General features: G+C 67.5%; 11 protein-coding genes. 6 read left to right on the top strand and 5 right to left on the bottom strand.

The window, feature by feature from the left end; translation table 11 throughout:
- The first annotated feature begins 571 nt into the window (after positions 1-571).
- Genes Dfulv_RS21720 through Dfulv_RS21740 form a run of 5 tightly spaced genes read left to right on the top strand, consistent with a single transcriptional unit; the run spans position 572 to position 7,536 of the window.
- Positions 572-1,852 carry an ABC transporter substrate-binding protein gene (locus Dfulv_RS21720; protein WP_259866162.1) on the top strand — a complete coding sequence of 427 codons (1,281 nt, stop codon included), beginning with the start codon at positions 572-574 and terminating at the stop codon, positions 1,850-1,852.
- A 50-nt stretch (positions 1,853-1,902) separates the two neighbouring features.
- Positions 1,903-2,796, top strand: coding sequence for a carbohydrate ABC transporter permease (locus Dfulv_RS21725; protein WP_259866164.1), 894 nt, complete (start codon positions 1,903-1,905; stop codon positions 2,794-2,796).
- On the top strand, positions 2,793-3,617 hold the full coding sequence (locus tag Dfulv_RS21730) for a carbohydrate ABC transporter permease (protein WP_259866166.1): 825 nt from the start codon (positions 2,793-2,795) through the stop codon (positions 3,615-3,617). The genes Dfulv_RS21725 and Dfulv_RS21730 overlap by 4 nt, the downstream gene beginning before the upstream one ends.
- Complete coding sequence (locus Dfulv_RS21735; protein WP_259866168.1) at positions 3,614-6,235, top strand: laminin G domain-containing protein; 2,622 nt, start codon at positions 3,614-3,616, stop codon at positions 6,233-6,235. Before Dfulv_RS21730 ends, Dfulv_RS21735 begins: the two co-directional genes overlap by 4 nt.
- Positions 6,232-7,536, top strand: coding sequence for an L-fuconate dehydratase (locus tag Dfulv_RS21740; protein WP_259866171.1), 1,305 nt, complete (start codon positions 6,232-6,234; stop codon positions 7,534-7,536). The genes Dfulv_RS21735 and Dfulv_RS21740 overlap by 4 nt, the downstream gene beginning before the upstream one ends.
- A gap of 220 nt (positions 7,537-7,756) precedes the next feature.
- Here Dfulv_RS21740 and Dfulv_RS21745 read toward each other — a convergent pair whose 3' ends face one another.
- Positions 7,757-10,513 carry a discoidin domain-containing protein gene (locus tag Dfulv_RS21745; protein ID WP_259866173.1) on the bottom strand — a complete coding sequence of 919 codons (2,757 nt, stop codon included), beginning with the start codon at positions 10,511-10,513 and terminating at the stop codon, positions 7,757-7,759.
- Between the two features lie 562 nt (positions 10,514-11,075).
- Here Dfulv_RS21745 and Dfulv_RS21750 point away from each other — a divergent pair.
- Positions 11,076-12,806 (top strand): KOW domain-containing RNA-binding protein, encoded by a 1,731-nt coding sequence (locus tag Dfulv_RS21750; protein WP_259866176.1) that lies wholly within the window; start codon positions 11,076-11,078, stop codon positions 12,804-12,806.
- Between the two features lie 285 nt (positions 12,807-13,091).
- On the opposite strand, the gene Dfulv_RS21755 is transcribed toward Dfulv_RS21750, so the two are convergent.
- The 4 genes from Dfulv_RS21755 to Dfulv_RS21770 all read right to left on the bottom strand — a co-directional run bounded on the left by Dfulv_RS21755 (position 13,092) and on the right by Dfulv_RS21770 (position 16,180).
- On the bottom strand, positions 13,092-14,051 hold the full coding sequence (locus tag Dfulv_RS21755) for a D-2-hydroxyacid dehydrogenase family protein (protein WP_259866178.1): 960 nt from the start codon (positions 14,049-14,051) through the stop codon (positions 13,092-13,094).
- A 158-nt stretch (positions 14,052-14,209) separates the two neighbouring features.
- Positions 14,210-14,434 (bottom strand): translation initiation factor IF-1, encoded by a 225-nt coding sequence (gene infA, locus Dfulv_RS21760; RefSeq protein WP_259866180.1) that lies wholly within the window; start codon positions 14,432-14,434, stop codon positions 14,210-14,212.
- Positions 14,434-15,168 carry a GNAT family N-acetyltransferase gene (locus Dfulv_RS21765; RefSeq protein WP_259866181.1) on the bottom strand — a complete coding sequence of 245 codons (735 nt, stop codon included), beginning with the start codon at positions 15,166-15,168 and terminating at the stop codon, positions 14,434-14,436. The genes infA and Dfulv_RS21765 overlap by 1 nt, the downstream gene beginning before the upstream one ends.
- Positions 15,169-15,346: 178 nt before the next feature.
- Positions 15,347-16,180, bottom strand: a complete 834-nt coding sequence (locus Dfulv_RS21770) for a TrmH family RNA methyltransferase (RefSeq protein WP_259866183.1) — start codon at positions 16,178-16,180, stop codon at positions 15,347-15,349.
- Positions 16,181-16,302: the final 122 nt, after the last annotated feature.

Genomic DNA, 16,302 nt, shown 5'->3' on the forward strand with positions numbered 1-16,302 from the left:
GCGCGCCGGCGTGACGGCCTCGGAGGCTCGCGATGGGTGTCCGGCCGCACGCTATCGAATCGGCGAACTGGGCAATGCCGGTGCGCACCGGCGATGCATCCATCGTCACCGCATTCCGTCCTGCAGAAAACGTTGTCCGAACCTAACAGCCGTGCAACTGCAAGGTCAACTGTGTCCGGGGCGCGCCCGGGAACGAGCGCCTTCGGGCCGGGAGTGCTTGGAAGCCTGTGCGTCGGTGTGGTCCAGCCGGCCACTGGGTATTCATCCCATGACCGCGGTGTCCGGTTTCGCTGTCTATGTGGGCCGACCGGAGTTCGCCGCCGGCCTCACGAGCAGCCCATCCAGGACTGCGGTCGCGCGGCGAACTTGTGGCAAGGACCGCGCTGGCCGACGCGACAAATGATGCAGACAACGTTATCTGAGCCTGTTGACATCCGATGTTTGACCGTCCTAAGGTCTGCTCTGCCAGCCCATCCTGCTCCGGACCACCCCGCTGGAAGATCTGGCCCACCGGAAACCTAGGCCGGTCGGGTCAATCGTTATCTCTTCCGGACCCGCCCAGGAGGTTTCCGTGCACCGCACTCGTCGTTCGGTCCTGATCGGCGCGCTCTCGACCGCTGCCTTACTCGCCGTCGCCGGCTGCTCGCCCGGCGAGTCCAGCAACGGCGGGGGCACCACCCTGACGTTCCTCACCTTCGAGACCCCGGCGCTGACCGCGAAGTTCTGGGACGACTCCATCGCCGACGCGACGAAGAACCTCGACGGCGTGACCGTCAAGAAGATCGTCGCGCCGACCAGTGACCGCAACGCCTACGCCAAGCAGTTGCAGGCGTCCGGGCAGTTCCCCGACGTCCTGGCCTCCATCAACCCGAAGGACTTCCTCGACGCCGGGCTGCTGCAGCCGTTCGACCAGGCCTGGCTGGACGCCAACTTCCTGCAGCCCAACGGCAACGCCATCAACGGCAAGACCTACATCCCGCCGACCAACTCGCAGATTCTGCCGATGGTGTTCTACAACAAGGACATCTTCACCAAGAACAACATCAGCGTGCCGACCACCTGGGCGCAGTTCGTCGACGTGACGAGCAAGCTCAAGGCCGCCGGTGTCACCCCGATCCAGCTCGCCGGCGCCGAGCCGTGGTCGGCCAGCATGCCGCTGGTCGGGTTGGTCAGCGCCGACGTGCTCGGCAAGAACCCCAACTGGATCAAGGACCGTTACGCGGGCAAGGTGAAGTTCGCCGACCCCGACGTCGTCGCCGCCGTCACCAAGCAACGCGACCTGGTCAAGGCCGGCGCGTTCGGCAACGGCGCGCTGGGCGTCAACTACGCCGACGCGAACAAGCAGTTCCTCGACGGCAAGTCCGGCATGTACCTCATGGGCAGCTGGTTCATCGGCCAGATCTCCGCCGACCAGGCCAAGAGCTTCGGCGCGTTCCTGCTGCCGACCGACGACGGCAAGCAGATCGTGCCGTTCAACGTCGGCGGCACCACCAGCGTCAACGCCAAGTCGCCGAATGCCGGCAAGGCCGCCGAGTTCGCGAAGGCGTGGTCGGTGTCGCCGAACAACCTCAAGACGCTCATCGAGACCGACGGCGCGTTCCCGATGCTGAAGACTGTCAAGCTGGAGGACTTCGGGGCCAAGGTCACCCCGGTGTTCACGGACTGCTACCGGTTTGTCCAGGACAACAACACGAAGGTGAGCTCGATCGGCTGGGTCAACAACGACGACGCGCTACCGCCGGGCGTCTCGGACCTGTTCTACGCGCTGTCGCAGCAACTGTTCACCAACGACGACGTAAAGGCTCAGCTCGCAGCGCTGGACACCGCGTGGGACAAGGCCGCCAAGAAGTGACGGACAGCGGGGCCCCTCCGGCACTGAGGGGCCCCGCCGGAAGGCAGAACATGCTCCGACGGCACAGCCGCGGACTGGCTCCGATCGCCTGGCTCGCGGTACTCCTCTACATCCTGTTCCTGCTGTATCCCTTGGGCCGCAGCCTGGTGCTCAGCTTCACCAACCGCAACCCGCTCAAGGCCGACAGCAGCTTCGTCGGTCTCGCCAACTACACGGACCTGTTCCACGACGCCCGGCTGCTGGCCACCCTGCGGTTCACGCTGCTCGTCGTCGTCGTGGTGACGGTCGTTGCCAACATCTTCGGGCTGCTGTTCGCCCTGCTGTTCGCCCTGCTGCTCAACCGCAACACCGCGAACTACCGCGTGATGCGCACGATCATCTTCGTGCCGCAGGTACTCTCCGGCGTCATCGTCGCGTTCATCTGGCGCAGCATCCTGACGCAGAACGGCTTGCTGAACTCGGCCCTCTCGCAGATCGGCCTGGTCGGCGGCGACGGGCCGGTCGCCTGGCTCGGCAGCACCAACCTGGCGACGGTATCGATCTGTGCCGTCGTGAGCTGGATGACGATCGCGTTCGCCACCGTGGTGTACTCCGCGTCGCTGCGCACGGTCCCGCCCGAGCTCTACGAGGCGGCGCGGATGGACGGCGCCAACGCGTGGCAGCGGTTCCGAGCGGTGACGCTGCCAATGATCGCGCCCGGCATGACGATCAATGTCGTGCTGTGCCTGATCACGACGTTCAAGCTCTACGACGTCATCGCCGTGCTCACCGGCGGCGGCCCGGCGAACACCACCCAGTCGACGGCGTACTACCTGCTCGAGGTCGCGTTCACGCAGAACCTCTTCGGCTACTCCTCGGCGATCGCGATGCTGCTGCTCGCGCTCACCGCCGGCATCGCCTACACCGTCACGTTCCTGCTGCGCAAACGGGAGGTCCGGCTGTGACCCGGCGCTTGCATCCACAGACGGTGCTCGCCTGGCTGGCGACGCTACTCTTCTGCCTGCCGATCTACCTGGCGCTGGTCAACGCGTTCAAGGACCAGAAGCAGATTCTCGCCAACCCGGCCGCACCACCGGCGCCGTTCACCTTCGGCAACATCGCCCGGGCGATCCAGCGCCCCGACATGCTCATCCAGGTCGGCCTCATCAACTCGGTCGTGGTGACAGCGGCATCGGTGGTGATCCTGGTCCCGCTGGCGAGTGCGCTGAGCTTCTACATCACCGAGCGTTCGCCGCGGGTCAAAGGTGTGCTGCTGGCGCTGTTCGCGCTCGGGCTGATGGTACCGCCGCAGGTCGTGCTGCTACCGATCGTGGGCCTGCTGCAGACCGTTGGACTGCAGCACACGTACCTCGGGCTGATCCTGGCAAACGTGGGCGGCGGCTACCTGTCCTTCGCCGTGTTCGTCTACGTCGGCTTCCTGCGCGGGGTGCCGCGCGAGGTCATCGAGGCGGCCCGCGTGGACGGCGCCGGCGACCTGCGGGTGTGGTGGCAGGTGGTGTTCCCGATGGTGCGCCCCGCGACCGCGACCGTCGCCATCTTCCTCGGCCTGTGGGTGTGGAACGACTTCCTCAACCCGCTGTTCATCCTCGGCCCGCTGAAGGGGCAGACCATCACCACCGGCGTGTACCTGTCCCTCGGCACCTACTCCACCGACTACGGCCAACTCTTCGGCATCATGTTCCTCGCCGCGATCATCCCGGTGATCGGCTACCTGGTCAGCCAGCGCGAGTTCATCCACGGCCTGATGTCAGGAGCCTCGAAGTGACCGTGCCCCCTCTCGACGATCTCGCCGGCGGCTGGCTGGATCGCGCGGAGCTGGCGCACCTGCCGTCGCTGCGCAACCAGTGGGGTCAGGCGCACGTCAACGACGACCTCACCTCGCTGTCGTGGCTGGCGATGCCGCCGTTCAGCGGTGGCTACCACACCGGTGTGCTGCGCATCGACGGCCGTGCCGTGCGCGCCGACCGGCTGCGCTGGGCCCCGTGGGGCGTGCGCCGAGCTGGGCGGGCGGGCGGGCTTACTGTCGCCAGCGAGGTCCGGATGGGGTACGAGCAGCACGCAGTGTACTGGCGCACGCTCATTGGTAACCCCTCCCCGGAACCGGTCACCGCCGCCGTGGAGCAGGAGCTCTTCGCTCCGATCGCACACTCCACTGTGGACTGGGGATGGCTCTACGGCACGCCGTGGAACGCCGGGCACCACCACGACTACTACGCCACTGAACGGATCCGGGCAGAGGTGCTGGCCGGCGAGCCCCGCCACGCCCACCTGCTGGCTACCGACCCGCGCCGGATCCGGCTCGGCAGCCCCCGGATCCCGGGCATCCAGCGCGACGAGGACAACGCGCCGATGCTGCTGGAGGCAGAGCTGCCGGACCACTCCACAACGGACAGCGGGCGCACCCGCGCACCCTCCGCGCTGGGCACCGTGCGGGACATCACCGTGCTGCCCGAGACCGGCCGCCCGATGATCATCGACGGTTCGTTCGAACTCACCGACCCGGCCGGTGAACGGCGCCTGGAAGCCGTCGCGCTCGGCCCCGGAGCCGTGCTGAGCCTGGAGTTCCGGCCGGCCGTCGACGGACAGACCGGCGTCATCCTGACCCACGGAAACCATCCCGACTCCGTGCAATTCGGCCTCGAGGACGGCCAGCCCTGGCTGCGCATCGCAGGAGAGGTCGTCGCCGCAGACACACCGCTGCGCGTCGGGCAGTGGCACCGCCTCGCGGTGCGGATCACCGGAGACGGCGCCGAGCTGAGCGTCGACGGCACCTGCGTCGGGTGGACCCAGCCGTGGTGGGGCGCACAGCGCTGGACATCCACTGTGGACGGCAGCGCGGTCGTGGTGACCGACGGGCGCGGCGCGGCGGTGTCCGCCTACGCGTTCGCCTCCGCCCCCGGCGAGCTGCGGCTGCACGGCGGCGGCGCGGTCGCGCGCTGGTGCTTCACGGTCCCGCCCGGCGCAACGGTGGATCTGGGAGTGGTACTGGCGGTGTCGACCGACCGCGGCCGCGCACTGGACGCCGCGCGGAGTGCCGCGGCCCGCTTCGACGACGTGTTCGCCGAGATCGCCGACCGCTGGCGGGCCACCTGGACGAGCGCGTTCACGCCCGGCAACATCGAGTTCTCCGGGCACCTGCCGGTGCTCGACGGCGCCCCCGCGGGGCTGGCCCGCACGTACTATCTCGGTGCCCTGCTCGCGATCTACATGCGCAACACGGCGGTGAGCCCGATCGGTCCGGTGTTTTTGACCGGTGGCCCGCGGCTCGGCCCGACGACGACGTTCTTCTGGGACCAGTCGGAGTGGGCACACACCGCCGCGCTGCTGGAGCCTGCGGGTCTGCGGGCCTGGATAATCGCCGCGCTCGGCCAGCCCTACGAGCACTGCCACTCGTTCGACACCCGCAACCTGCTGCCCGTAGGCAATCACTACGCGGCCAACGACCACGCGCTGTTCCGTACGGTGCAGGCGTACGTCGGCGTGACCGGGGACCTCGCCCTGCTGACTGAGAAGGCCGGCGACGCGACCGTCTTGGACCACCTACGCGCGATGGCCTACCGCCCCCGCGAGCGGCGTGCCTCGTTCGGCGGAGGAGTGCTCGTCGACTTCGGCCGCGACCCGTGGGAGCTGCTGGAGTGCGTGCCGAACTACCGCGACGCCGTCGTGTCGTTCAACGCCGGCTACGCCGGGATGCTGCGCTCACTCGCCGCCCTGCTGCGCCGCCTCGACGGCAACGGCCGGGTGCCGCTCGCCGAGGAGGCAGCGCGGGCCGAGGCCGACGCGGCGGAACTCGCCGCCGCGGTCGTCGGGCAGTACGCGGGCGGCGGCCGGTGGAACATCGCGCATCCGGAGGGCGATGAGACGATCGGGCACGTGCTGGACTTCGCACTCGTCGCCGCCGAGCTCGCCGACGACCTCGGCGAGGACGTACGCACCGAGATGGTCCGCTTCGTGACCGGGCACCTGCTCGACGGCGACTGGATGCGGGCGCTGTCGCCCGACGACCCGGTCGCGCCCCGCTCCGACCGGCCCGACCACGGCGCCGCCGGCGCGTTCGGCGCATGGCCCGGCGCCACCGCCTACGGACTGTGCCGCCTCGGCCGACCGGACCTGGCCGTGGACCTGCTGTCGCGGATCCACGCGAGCACCTCCGGCGGGCTGTGGGGTCAGGCGATGGAGTCGACCGGCGGCGGTCGTTACCGGGTCGCCGAGCGCGGCGTCGCCAACCGGGACAGCAACGCCGGCATCGCCGCCACTGAGGCGATCCTCGTCGGGCTCTTCGGGCTGCGTGCCGGCTTCACCGGCCCAGAAACCAGGCCAGCGAGTGTCGACGTGTCAGGGATCGGCCAGCTACGCAACGTTCGACACCTGGAGAATTCGTGACCAACCGATTCGTGTCGCTGGACACCTACGACGTGCGGTTCCCGACCTCGCAGCACCTAGACGGTTCCGACGCGATGAACCCTGACCCCGATTATTCGGCGGCCTATGTGGTGCTGCGCACCGACGCGGTCGACGGGCATGAGGGGCACGGATTCGCCTTCACCATCGGGCGCGGCAACGAGGTCCAGACGGCAGCGATCCTGGCGCTGCGGCCCTATATCGTCGGACGTCTGGTCAAGGAGGTCCTCGACGACCTCGGTGGCCTCTGGCGGGAGGTTGTCCACGACTCGCAGTTGCGCTGGCTCGGCCCGGAGAAGGGCGTCATGCACATGGCGATCTCCGCGGTCGTCAACGCGCTGTGGGATCTCAAGGCGAAGCGGGCCGGTCTGCCGTTGTGGCAGCTGCTCGCCTCGATGACCCCCGAGGACCTCGTCGACCTGGTCGATTTCCGGTACCTCACCGACGCCATCACGCCCGAGGAGGCCCTCGACATCCTGCGCCGCGGCGCGCAGGGCCGCGAGGAGCGGGTCCGGACGCTGCTCGAGGACGGCTACCCGGCCTACGCGACGTCGCCGGGCTGGCTGGGGTACTCCGACGAGAAGCTCACCCGGCTGTGCCGGGAGGCGGTCGACGCCGGTTTCACCCAGATCAAGCTCAAGGTCGGCGCCGATCTTGAGGACGACCTGCGCCGGATGCGGATCGCGCGGCAGGCCTGCGGGCCGCACGTGCGGATCGCGGTCGACGCGAACCAGCGCTGGGACGTCGACACCGCTGTGGAGTGGGTGAAGGCCCTCGCGCCGTACCAGCCCTGGTGGGTCGAGGAGCCGACGTCACCCGACGACGTCGTCGGGCACGCCGAGATCGCCCGGCGTATCGCACCGGTCCCGGTCGCGACCGGTGAGCACGTGCAGAACCGTGTCGTGTTCAAGCAACTGCTGCAGCTCAACGCGGTCTCGTTCGTCCAGCTCGACGCCGCCCGCGTCGCCGGGGTCAACGAGAACGTCGCGATCCTGCTGCTCGCCGCCAAGTTCGGCGTCCCGGTCTGCCCGCACGCCGGCGGGGTCGGCCTCTGCGAGCTGGTCCAGCACCTCTCGATGTTCGACTACGTGGCCGTGTCCCGCTCGATGCACAACCGCGTCATCGAGTACGTCGACCACCTGCACGAACACTTCACCGACCCGGTCCGGCTACGCGGGGGCCGCTACCTCGCACCGCTGTCACCGGGGTTCAGCTCCACCATGCGGGCGGAAAGCCTGGCCGACTACACCTACCCGTCCGGTCCCCGGTGGCAGGCCAGCTAACCCCAACTTCTGGCAGTAACGCTCATCCTTCCGCCAACGAAGGAGCGAGCCCGGCACGGATACCGAGCATCCAAGCGCCGGATCAAGAACCCAGACGACCCGGCGCCGGGTCACGGGCGCGGCTTCGACAACGCCGTGGCCGAGGCCAGCTTTTCCACCATCAAAGGGCGCCCGGGCCGGCGGCAGGTGGGCACGCCGCCGGCCCGGGCGTTTGGATCACTCAGGGCGCGTTGATCGTGAAGCTGGCTCCGGCCGCTCCGGTGAACGTGACGACTCCGCCGCTTTCACTGTAGCTGACAGAACCGCCGCCGACGCGTGTGATGGTAATCGATTGACCAGGCCACGGGTTCTGGAATCGCACTTGCCCGCCCACGTGCGTGGTGAAATCGACGTACTGCACCCGGCCGCCCTGGATGCGGCTGGATACAACCACAGCGTTCTTCTCGCGGAGATTGACGAAGCTGGCGTCCTTGTTGGACGGCCACACCGGGAAGAGGCGGATGACACCGTTGCTGCTCTGCAGGAGCAGGTTGTTTACGGCCTCGATCGCGCCGGCTTTCTCGAGCCCGTGCGACGGATCATAGATCCGCAGGTTCGCGACCGTCCACTGGTTGATCTGATTCTTGAGCTGATCGATCAAAGCCTGGGCCGGATATCCCACCCGTGCCGCCTGTGTGAATACCTTGGGGAAACTGTTTTCCTGGCCCCAGGAGTTCATGGCGTTGATGGTGTTGATAGCCATCTGCCGGTCTGCGGCCGGCGAGTTGATGCCGAGAACCTCGCCTGGGTGGATGAACTCCAGATTGACGGTGTTGTCCCCGGGGTGGAAGGGCCTGGTGTCGCTGCCGGAGAATGTGCCCGCGTCTCCAAGAGCGAAGACCGTCTGGCCGTTGTAGACGGTTGTGGGGATGGGTGCGAGTTTGTTCAGAATGTCCTGCCAGGTAGCCCGCAGCCCGGCATCGACGTTCAGCGTGGAGCTTGCGTTTATGAGGGAGGTGAGTAGATAGCGGAGCAGGCCGAGGTCGGAACTCGAGTTCCGTGCCCACGTGCCCTCGTGCGGCCCGGCCCGCAGGTTGTAGCGCTGTGCGCCCGCGTCGAACTCCAGCCAGTTCTGGAAGAAGGCCGCGACCTCCTTGAGGAAGGGGTATCCCACGTTGGTGAGGAACGTGTTGTCCCTGGTGTAGTCGTAGTAGGCGATGTACTGCGTGGCCGCGAACAGCGAGTTCACGACCTGCTGATGGTAGGAGTCGTCTGCAACGGAACCGAACGGTGAAATACCGACGGGGAAGAGCAGTCCGCTGGGCATGCCGCCGGGGAAGCGAGTGGCGACGTAGTCGGCCTTGACCCGGCTGAGATCTTGCCGCGCCCTGCGGCGTGCTTCGGGCACGAAGTTCTGGATGGCGTCGACGTATGGAAGTGCCAGCTCGGGCCGGTTGCTGGAGTAGACGCCGTAGAAGTTGGCCTGGAAGTTGTAGTTGAGGTGCATGTCGCCGCTGAACCGAAGGTTGTCGCTCGTGGCCCAGATGCCGTACAGCCCAGGAGCGGTCTTCCCCGCTCGGACCGAAGATCCGAGCAGGTACTGGTGGCCGTAGTAGAACTTCTCCAGCACGTCGTCGTTCAGGTCGACGTACGACTGGAGCCAGTACGACTTCCACCAGTCAGTGTGCTGGGTATAAAGGCTGTCCACAGTGGAGCTCGACTGTGCATTGGACAATGTGAGCGCGGGGTTCACCGTGTTGGTCGGGTTCGTGCCGCCGCCCGCGACGGCAGTGACGATCCGGATGGTTGCGCCTGCTGGCAGGTCGACGGTGTGAGACGCGGTGGCACCGGAGCTGGTGACGGTGGTGGAAGCGCCGAGGACGCGGGTCGCCATCGACGCCTCGGACACCCACGCCGAGCTGGCCGGCGTGCGCCGTGTCGCCCACGTGGTCGTACCGGAAACGCCGGCGGTGTTGGTGAAACCGGACGCCGGCCGCGGCGAGCCCGCAGTCGTGTCGATCTTCAGCCGCACCGGAGTGGTGCCGGTGGACTGAATGGATGTGACGACCAGCGGGTCATTGGCAGCAGTCCAGGTTTTCAGCACGACAGGGACACCGCTGATCGTCATCGTGGTGTCGATGTCGCCCTTGAGGATGTTCTGCTCCTCCCGGAACGGGCCGGCGGCCGGCGGGCTCCCGCCTGGTCCGTAGACCTCGAGTTGTCCGATGCGGGCGCGGGGGTTGTTGATGGAGTCGCTGGTGGTGCCTTGTGTCGGTTCGCTGATGTTGAGGCGGATGTAGCGGGCGGTTACCGCTGTGATTGTGCGGTCGGTGGTTGCTGCGGTGTTGTTGGTGATGGTGTCGCGGACGGTCCAGGAGGTGCCGTTCTCGCTCGTTTCGAAGGTGAAGTTCTTGGTGTTGTTGGCGGTCTCGGCTGGGCGTGCGGCGGAGTCGTGCCGAACGACGTAGCGGGTGAAGGACTTCGGCGAGCCGAGGTCGACGACCAGCGACTGTGGCTTGCCGACCTCGGAGACCCAACCTTCGTAGCCGCTGGTCCAGGCACCGTTGACGGCCCGCGAAGGCGGAAAGGCCGAGTGGGAGCTCGACGCGGAGGCGGCCGCGCCGATCGCCAGATTCCCGGAGCCCGAGCTTGAGCCGCCGACGCCGCTGATGCTCACTGACCCCAGGGCCACGAAACGCGGGCTGTTGCTTGCCCAGAAGTTCCCTTTGGAAAGGTGGAACGTTTTGTAGCCTACGCCGCCACCGGAGGTGACACCGATGTCACCGTTGCCGGCGAGTGCTGTGTTCGGCATGGTGTCGCTGACCGCGCCCGAATAGTCCTGCGTGGTCCAGACGCCTTTGATGGGCGAGATGAGGTTTTGGACCTCGGTCCACTGCTGTGCCGGACTCGGCGCGGCAGCAGCCGCTGGATGCGGAACCGACAAGCCGGTCATGACCAGCGCTGTGATGACGGTACATGTGAGGATCCGTTTGAGCATGTTCACTCCTTTGGCGGTGGAGCGAGATAACGTTATCTTGACTGCGGCATCCGACGCCTGCGTCGGGACCGAAACATAGACCCAGGTGCCTTGGGTAGTCAAGAACCCGCAGTTGACTGTGATCGCGCCCGGCCATACGCTCCGAGTGTCCCTCTGAAATATCGTTATTTCGTCTGGGGGCCGCGAGCTCGTCCTGCTCTTGGGTCGGGAACGTCGTTCCGTCGGTGCTGGCGTCGCCGGCGCTGGACGATGCGTGGACGCGGCGGCCCGCGCACGGTGGTGGAGTCGGCGCTCTCACCGCTTTGGGCGAGTGAACGGCGCCCGGCGGCCGGTCTCTGCAGTCGCGCGGCCTGCCGATGCCAGGCGTTGGCAGTAGCCGATCGGGTGTGGACGTGCATCGAGGTGTGGCAATGCTCGCCCGAGGGCGTGCGGATGCTGCCAGGGCGCAGATGCGTTGTGGAATCGGAAGACGCGTTAGAGCCTGATGGCAAAGGGGATCAGGCGGGTGTTGGACTTGGAGCGCGGTTCGCGGTTGGCCCCACCTCCTCGTAGGGTGTCAATCGTGGGCGACATTGAAGTGGTCGACGGTGCTTTCGCCGGGTTGCGCGGCACGGTGCTGTCGCAGACCAGCCACGAAATCAACGTTGAGATCGCCTTGTTCGGCCGGCCGGTGCCGGTGAGCCTGCGACCCGACCAGGTTCGTGCCGCCGGCGCGGCTGGACCAGCAGTAACACCGAAAACACCCCATGAGATCTTGCGCGGCAAGATCGTCAGTGACCACAGCCGGCTCGCCGGCATCGACGCGTTCACCTTCTTTGTGGAGCGGGTCGCTGTCCCAGAGGACGACCTGGCCAGCGAGTGGGATGCGTACCTGCGCCGCTACAGCGATGCGCAGACCCGTGCCAGGACACTCGAGCAGGCCGCGCTCGACCGGTTCGACCGGGAGTTGGGCGGCCTGCCGGACCACGAGGCGCAGGCCGCCATCGACAGCGATGAGGCATACTGGCATCCGGCCCGAGTTCTCGCCAGGTCGCTCGAGCAGGCGGCGCGCGACCGGCCCACCGAGCCAACACCCGAGCTAGGTGACATCGCCCGATGGGACGGCGAGCAACCGGACGATCCGTTGGTGCTGGCCCGCGAGCGTCGGGACCGGGCCGAGCTGGCAGCACAGGGTCGCGAGCACGAACAATGGCGGGCGAGCCGTTCCCCCGACGAGTTGCGCGCCCTACCGGCCCGAGGCAACCCGGGACGGTACGCCTATGCGCAGCAGCCACACATCGAACAGCCGGACCTCCCCGAGCCGCCACCGGCCATACTGGACGCCTCACCACTGTTCGCCGCCGTCCTCGACGGCGGTGCGCCGATGCCGGCCGACCAGGCGGCAGCGTTGCTCGAGAAGTTCCACCAGACCGTGGCCGAAGTCTCCGTGGCGCACGCCGCAGACAACCCCGCGATGTTTACCCGACTTGTCGTGGTGCATCAACGGATATCTCGGACTATGGTGGCCTCGCGCCGCCTCGATGTGATCCAGGAGTTTGTCCGTCACGAGACCCGCAAGCAGTACAACGTGGTCGGCTTGCTGCTGGCCGGCGGGGTCGGAGATGTCGCGTTCCCCAGCAACCCCTGGGGCATCCCGGCCACTGCCGGACTGACTGAGGCCCTCCGGCTGGTGTGGGCGCCGATCGCCGTCAAGGCGCCCAAGTTCGTTGCCGCCGCGCATCACCGCACCCTGGCATTGGCACTACTCACCGGGCCTGACGGTGACGTCAACCTCGGCTATGTCACCTGGTGGCGGTACGATGACCACGACGAAGGGGTGCCGCCGACAAGCCTCGACTCGTTCGCGGCGGCGGACAGCGATTCGATAGATCTTGTCGTCGGCGCCGCCCCGCACCTTGCTGATCCAACCATCGACGTTCCGTCGCTGGCTGGTCCGGCACCCCGTCCGATCCGGGACCTCTGGGCGGTACATCACCGTTTGGCGCACACGGTCGGCGACGGGATCGGCGGAGATTTGGGTTCGAACATCCTGGAGTGGTTCGCCGACGAAAGCTGGCAGGTCGCCGGACACCGGATCGGTGACTTGCCACCGGACCGCTTCGTTAGCGGCCCCGGTGCAAGCAACTACGAGACCTACGTGTTCGATCTAGACGAACTCGACCCCGACGGTAACCCAATGGTTGGCTGCTGGGACAACAAACAATGGCAGATCTACGACCGCAAACCATACTGGCGTTGGCTCAACACCAGCGGGGCCGGGCTTGTCTGGCGTTGGCCAGACGATGGCAAATAGCGTGCCGCCGCTGCTCTACCAACAGGCTCTGAGGCCAGTGCCGGATGGGCAGTCAGATCGCTTGGGCGAGTTCGGTAGACGCCGCCGCGACCCGCAGCGTGGGCGGGGTGTCGATGGCGAGTTCGTGGTAGACCGCGGCGGCGCCGGCCAGCAGTGGCGTGAACCGCTGCGCTCACCGGTAGGCGGTGAAGTGATCGACCTCGACCTCGTCGCGATACGAGAGGTTGAAGCGCGGATACCAGCGGACCGCGGCCACGACTACCTCGGTCGTGAGCCCGGCCGGTGTTACCCGGCCGAGATCACCCGAACCGGGGTGCCCTGCAACCACGACACGATGTCTTCCACCGCGTCGCCGAAGAATCGCTGGTACATCGGTTCCGAGACATAGCCGATGTGCGGCGTCAGGACGGTGTTCGGCGCGAGCCGCAGCGGGTGGTCCGCCGGCAACGGCTCGACGGAGAACACGTCCAGGGCCGCGCCGGCGATGACTCCCTCCGACAGGGCCGCGGCCAGGGCATACTCGTCCACGATCGGCCCGCGCGAGGTGTTCACCAGATATCCGCGCGGGCCCAGCAGCTCCAGTTCGGGCCGCCCGATCAGGTTCGTCGTGCGTTCGCTCAGCTTGAGATGGACGGTCGCCACATCGGCGCGCTCGAACAGCTCCTGCTTGCTGACGAGCTTCACGCCCACCGCCTCGGCGCGCTCACTGGTGAGATTCTCGCTCCAGGCGACGACGTCCATGTCGAAGGCCTGCGCATACCGGGCGATCCGCGCGCCGATATTGCCCAGCCCGAGGATGCCGAGGGTCGATCCGGCCAGCTCAGGGCCGATCGTAGTCTGCCACCGCCCGGCACGCAGTGCGGCATCTTCCGCAGCTACCCGCCGAGTGACCGCCATGATGAGCGCCCAGGTCAGCTCGGCCGTGGTGTGCGGTACGGAGCCGGTGCCGCACACCACGATCCCGCGGGCATGTGCGGCCGCGACGTCGATTGCCGCGTTGAACGGACCGGTGGTGACCAGCAGCGCCAGATTGGGCAGCCTGTCGAGAATGGACGCCGGAAACGCCGTCCGCTCGCGCATCGCCACGACCACTTCGAACGACTCCAGCCGGCGCACCAGGTCAGCCGGGTCGGCGACGTGGTCGGTGAAGAACGTGACGTCGGCTCGGTCGCGCAGAGGCGTCCAATCGGCACTTGACTGGGCAGCACTCTGGTAGTCGTCAAGGACGGCGATTCGAATCGGCACCGCGCCAGGCTACCGGAGGCCTTGCCTGCAGGGTACGTAGCATCCGCTGTTGTCCGGCCGGAGTCGATCCAGGTCGAGGCCCGCACGGCAGCCGAAGACCTGCAGAGCACTGACGAGGACGGCGCCGGGAGACCGGCGCCGTCCTTCGTTTCCGAGAGCTAGTTGCGGTACCGGAAGAGGATCCGGCCCCTCGTCAGGTCGTACTGGCTGAGCTCGACCAGCACGCGGTCGAACGGCAGGATTTTGATGTAGTTCTTGCGGATCTTGCCGCTGATGTGGGCCAGGACGATGTGGCCGTTGGTGAGCTCGACGCGGAACTTGGCGTCGCGCAGGCACTCCAGCACGGTGCCCTCCAGCTGGATGCCGTCGGTTGCCTTGGGCATCAGTGGATCACCAGCTCGAGGTTGCTGCCGGTGCGGCGCGCGCCGGCGGCCTCGAAGAGGGCGATAGCCGCGGTGTTGGCCTCATGCACGTCTGCGGAGACCGTTGCGACGCCGCGGGCGTGGGTGGCGGCCAGGATCTGCGCGAGCAGGGCGTGGGCGATGCCGCGGCGGCGGTGGCCGGACCGGACCGCGATGAGGCCGATCCTCGTGTGCCTCGGCAGTAGCGCCAATCGGGCCAGGCCCACGTAGGCGTCGAGCTCGGCGGCGACCACGTAATGGGTGGGGTCGAGCGGTCGGGACAGTACCGCCGCCGGCATCTGATCCCAACCGATCGTGGCTTCGATCTCGGCGCGGATCGTCTGGTCCAGGTGGCGCAGCGGGTCCAGCTCGGCGGTGCCGATGGGCAAGAGCGCCAGACCCGGCGGTGGTACTGCACCGTCGCCGCCGCTCGACATGACGTACTCCCACTCGCGGCGGCGGGTGGTCAGGCCGGCCTGCACCCACCGGGTTCGCAGGTCGGGGTCGGCCTCGTCCACGACCGTGTACAGCGGCCGCGGCAGGGCGGCCAGCATGGCCTCGGCGAGGCGGGCGAAGACGTCGTCGTGCCAGGCGTCGATGCTCAGGAAGAGGCGGCCGTCCGGGCGGGGCGAGGCGTCGCCGCGGCCGACCACGAGGTCGTCGTCGAGGGCATGCCACTGCCGCTCGGCGACGCGCGTGATGACGAGTGTGTTCATCGGTGTCACCTTTCGGGAGATCCCAAAGAGACGCTCCCGGGCGGCGCCTACTGCAGTCGCCCGACCGTGACGGGAATGGGGAGCACCCACATCGCTACAACGGTCACGGTGCTCACCCCCACAGGCCGGACCACGGTCGCTGGAACGCTACCGCCGCCGCCCGCCATCCGTCCAGCGATTAAGAACGCCGGCTCCGTGCGATGCGCTGACGGGCAGCCTCGTAGAGCACCGCGGTCGCGGCGTTGGCAGCATTGAGTGAGCTGGCGCTGCCAGCCATGGGGATCCTGACCATATGGTCGGCCAGCGCACGCCAGGACGAGCTCAGTCCCTTGGTCTCGTTGCCGATCAGTAACAGCGTCGGACCGGTCAGGTCGAAGTCGAAGATATCGGCATCGCCATGCTCATCCGTGCCGACGACCTGCACCGGCGTTCCGGTTGCCCGGTGCGCGTCGAGCCAGACCATCACCTCTTGCGCTGACGGGACCCGGACGGTCGGCAGTGCGAAGAGGGACCCGGTGCTCGCCCGCACCGACTTGCTGTCGTAGACGTCGGCGGCATGGCCGGTCACGATGACACCATCGGCGCCGAAGGCGTCCGCGGAGCGGATGATGGAGCCGATGTTGCCCGGGCTCGTCGGCCGGTCGAAAAGCACACCAAGGAAGTCCCCGGATACCTTGATGCGGCCGAGGTTGTCGTCCGGGATCTCCATCACCGCGATGACCTCAGGCGCGTCCTCGTTCTTCTCGCCCAGCTCGACAAGAAGCTCGGGGGCCATGGCCACCTGCTCAACGCGAGTCGTGTGGAGGAGATCCAGGGCCCAGCCTGAGAGCTGGTGTTGCATGTCGAAGATCAAGGTCCGGATCGGCCAGCCCTGCTCGACGGCGACGCTGATCGGCCGCACGCCTTGCACGAGGAACTCGCGGGAACGCTGCCGCTTGTTCCGATTCGTCAGCAGCGCCTGCCACTGTTGGAAGCGGGCATTCCTCGTGGAGATCCGCTGTGCCAGCGCCACCCGCTCCTCCAGATCACGACTGCTAGGTGTTTGTCCGGGTAGCAACGGCCGCCGTCCCCCGCGTCCTAAGGCTACCGGTATGACCCGTGCCGCTGGCTTACTGCCTGTAGTGGACACCCGGG

Source organism: Dactylosporangium fulvum (assembly GCF_025137375.1).
In the GTDB taxonomy this organism is placed as follows: domain Bacteria; phylum Actinomycetota; class Actinomycetes; order Mycobacteriales; family Micromonosporaceae; genus Dactylosporangium; species Dactylosporangium fulvum.

Coding starts and splice junctions, on each gene's coding strand:
- Dfulv_RS21725 (WP_259866164.1), top strand. CDS start 1,903: ATGCTCCGACGGCACAGCCGCGGACTGGCTCCGATCGCCTGGCTCGCG.
- Dfulv_RS21745 (WP_259866173.1), bottom strand. CDS start 10,513: ATGCTCAAACGGATCCTCACATGTACCGTCATCACAGCGCTGGTCATG.
- infA (WP_259866180.1), bottom strand. CDS start 14,434: ATGCCCAAGGCAACCGACGGCATCCAGCTGGAGGGCACCGTGCTGGAG.
- Dfulv_RS21765 (WP_259866181.1), bottom strand. CDS start 15,168: ATGAACACACTCGTCATCACGCGCGTCGCCGAGCGGCAGTGGCATGCC.